At 62.2% G+C, this 3,035-nt stretch carries 4 protein-coding genes and 1 pseudogene; all 5 read left to right on the forward strand.

The genetic code is table 11. The features are described 5' to 3' along the window. Positions 1 to 300: pseudogene (locus tag GFB49_RS20830) on the forward strand (VirB4 family type IV secretion/conjugal transfer ATPase); the annotation flags it as partial. Next, entirely contained in the window at positions 297 to 464 is a 168-nt protein-coding gene (locus GFB49_RS21090) for a hypothetical protein (protein WP_165589904.1), read from the forward strand. The pseudogene GFB49_RS20830 and the gene GFB49_RS21090, both read left to right, overlap by 4 nt. Positions 465 to 519: 55 nt before the next feature. Continuing rightward, positions 520 to 1,608 (forward strand): lytic transglycosylase domain-containing protein, encoded by a 1,089-nt coding sequence (locus GFB49_RS20835; protein WP_343032659.1) that lies wholly within the window; start codon positions 520 to 522, stop codon positions 1,606 to 1,608. Further along, a complete protein-coding gene (locus GFB49_RS20840; RefSeq protein WP_153218175.1) occupies positions 1,608 to 2,417 on the forward strand; it encodes a type IV secretion system protein in 810 nt (269 codons plus the stop codon). Before GFB49_RS20835 ends, GFB49_RS20840 begins: the two co-directional genes overlap by 1 nt. A gap of 16 nt (positions 2,418 to 2,433) precedes the next feature. Further along, a partial coding sequence (locus tag GFB49_RS20845; protein ID WP_343032658.1) for a VirB8 family type IV secretion system protein occupies positions 2,434 to 3,035 on the forward strand: 602 nt, incomplete at its 3' end.

Raw genomic sequence — 3,035 nt, forward strand, 5'->3', positions numbered from 1 at the left:
ACCCGGACCGGCAAGACGATTGTCGAGGCCGTACCGACGCAGATTCTGCTTCCTAACATCCGCGCCCATGCGGCCGATTACGCGATGCTGAACCTCTATGAGAAGGAACTCGACGTGCTTCTCAACACCGGCAGCGACAGCCGCCTTGCGCTCATCCGAGACGACCAGGGCTCCATCGTGGTCGATGCCGATCTGAGCGCCCTCGGGCCCAATCTCACCATCCTCGGCGGCATGGAGAAAGGTGAGGCGCTGGTCGGCGCCGATTACCGCGACCGCCCCGACTTCTGGAGGCTTTCATGATCCGTGTTCTTTTCGCCTTGGCCGCGCTCGGCGCTTTGGCCTCCTGCGCCCAGTACCAGGAACCGCAGGCCAATTGCTTCACTTTCATGGCCTCGACGGCCCCCGTCGCGCCAGATTGCACCTTCACGCCCCTCGGCGCATCGGATGGTGACGTTGAGGTCTAAGCTGCCCCATATCCTCGCGCTTTGCTTGCTGCCCGGTCTCGCCTTGTCCCAAGGTGTGCCGACCAATGACAGCGGGCTGACCGCGCGCGATATCGTCGAAACAGGCGATCGCGAGGCCGACCTCGCCATTCAAGCGGACAAGCTTGCTGTACGCGAACTCATTGCCGAGATCGAACGGGAGCAGCTGGAAACCCTGCAACGCATCCTCGATGCCCAGACAAGTTTTGGCGGTCAAGGCCTGCCGGCCATGGTCTCCGGGCTGGAAAGTGGCAGCGGCGATCCGGCGCGGTCCGTCGAGGCGGTCTATGGCACGGGTGAGATCGATCCCAATCCCGGCGGCGCACAGATTTTCGGGGATGCTGCGGAAAACATCGAGCAACTCATCATCCGCGTCGCCCAGGAAACCAGCGGCTTTGCGGGCGTGGGCCGCGCGGGTCTCTCGCCGGTCCAATGGCGCGCCCTTCTGCAGGCGCTCATCTGGCAGGAAAGCCGCTTCACCATCGGCGCCCGCTCGCCGGTCGGCGCTTTTGGCCTCACCCAGATTATGCCCGGTACGGCCAGCGATCTCGGCATCAACCCGGAATATTATGACAGCCCCTACCTACAGGTGCATGGCGGCGCGCGCTATCTCGCAACGCAACTGAACACCTTCGATGGCAACATCATCAACGCGCTCGCGGCCTATAATGCCGGCCCCGGCCGGGTCTTTGAATATGGCGGTGTCCCGCCCTTTGCCGAGACCCAGCACTACGTCCAGGTCATTCCTGAACGCTACAATCTCTATCTGAGCCGCATCGGTGGGATCGAAGCGCTCGGCACGATCGATCCGGCGCTTCTAGCCAATGCGAACCTCTCAATCACCGGGCATGGCGCGGCCTTCTATGGCAACAATTCCCCTGCGGCGATTAGGCAGGCCACCTTGCGTATTGCGGACATCGTCGAGCGGATTTCCGAAACGGAAGATGTTCAGGAAAGCATCGCGCTCAACACCTATGCCCGCGCCGAACTCGTGCGCCTCGTCGCCGCCCGCATCCGGCTTCAGGCAGCGCGCACCCGCGTCCTTTCCGCCGAAGAGCTGGCTCAGGCCAGTGCCCGTATGGCAGAAGGCACGTTCATGGAATTCACGATCAGGGAGATAGACTGATGAGAGATTTGCTCGTGAGGATGGCATTGACCACGACGCTTGGGATCGGTCTGCATCTCGGCACCCTGTCCGCTGCCGTGGCGCAAGGTGTGCCGGTCGTCGACACCCAGAATATTGCGCAAAACATCCAGCAGCTCCGGCAGATGATCGAAGACGAGATCCTTCAGAACGAGCAGCTGACGCAGCTCCGCGAACAGCTTGCCACACTCACGGACCAACTCGCGGAGCTGCAAAGAACCTACGAAGCCCTGACCCGCCTTGCTGAACTGCCGGAAATCATCCGCACGGAAATGGAAGACGAATTGAACGGCCTGCTCGACCAAGAGTTCGGGGACATCCTCGCCACGATTGAAGCGATCAAGACGGGGGATTTCTCCGGCCTGTCCGGTTCTGGCTCAGGCGAGATTGAAACCCAGATGGAGCGGGTCCTGGCCGATCTCGGATTTGACGATGACACCCTCTCGGAAATGGCCACCAGCGGAAATCCCGGGGCCAATCGTGTGGCGACGCAAGCGACGACCGGCGCGCTCGTCTCGGCAGCTGCCCAGAACAGTTATGAAGACGCAGGCCAATCGCTGGAACGCGTCGACAGGCTGGTCGGTCTCATCGACGACATGGACGAACTCAAGGAAAGCATCGATCTCAACACGCGGGTGACGGCGGAACTGGCAATTGCGCTCGTCGCCATGTGGCAGCTCGAAGCGGTGCAGACCGTGGGCGACGGCACAGGCGGCGTGATCGATGCCGCAACCATCGCCGAGGAGCAGCGGTTTATGGACTTCACGCTGCCCGAGTTGCGGGCAGACTGATCAAGGGTTGTGACAAGTGGCGACTGAACAAGAAATCATCGAGGAAGAACTGGTCTACGGTGCCTTGCGCCGCGAACGGCTCTGGCAACGCCTTGGCCTGATGGGCCTTGTCTTCGGTGTCATCGGCTGCCTGAGCGCAGCGACTGTCGCAATTCTCGATGTCGATCCGCCGCCCGTGGTCGTGCCCTATGATCCCGCCACCGGTTTCGCGCTCCCCGAGGCCTCGGTGGGCGCGACGACTGTCACGGCCAACCAGGCGATCATCGAGGCGGAGGTCTTCCGCTATGTGACCGACCGCGAGGTCTACAATCAGCTCGACAATGACCTGCGCATCCGCAGCGTCCTGCGCCGCTCGGACGGGGCGGCCGAAAGCGGGCTGCGCCAAATCTGGAACAGCGCCAACGAGAACTACCCGCCGACGGTCTACGGCCCCAATGCCCGGCTTGATGTGGAGATTCTCAGCATCAACCGGATCGGAACCAACCGCGCGACGGTCCGTTTGCGCAAGCGCCTGACATCCATCAATGGCGTCCAAACGGGGCTCTTCACCGCCACGCTTCTCTTCGAGTTCCGTCCCGAGACCCGCCGCTCCATCGATGAGGTCTGGACCAACCCCTT

The sequence above is a fragment of the Tritonibacter litoralis genome (assembly GCF_009496005.1).
GTDB classification, from domain to species: Bacteria; Pseudomonadota; Alphaproteobacteria; order Rhodobacterales; family Rhodobacteraceae; genus Epibacterium; species Epibacterium litoralis.

Excerpts from the sequence above, each read along its gene's own strand:
- GFB49_RS20840 (WP_153218175.1), top strand. The coding sequence starts at position 1,608 with ATGAGAGATTTGCTCGTGAGGATGGCATTGACCACGACGCTTGGGATC.
- GFB49_RS21090 (WP_165589904.1), top strand. The coding sequence starts at position 297 with ATGATCCGTGTTCTTTTCGCCTTGGCCGCGCTCGGCGCTTTGGCCTCC.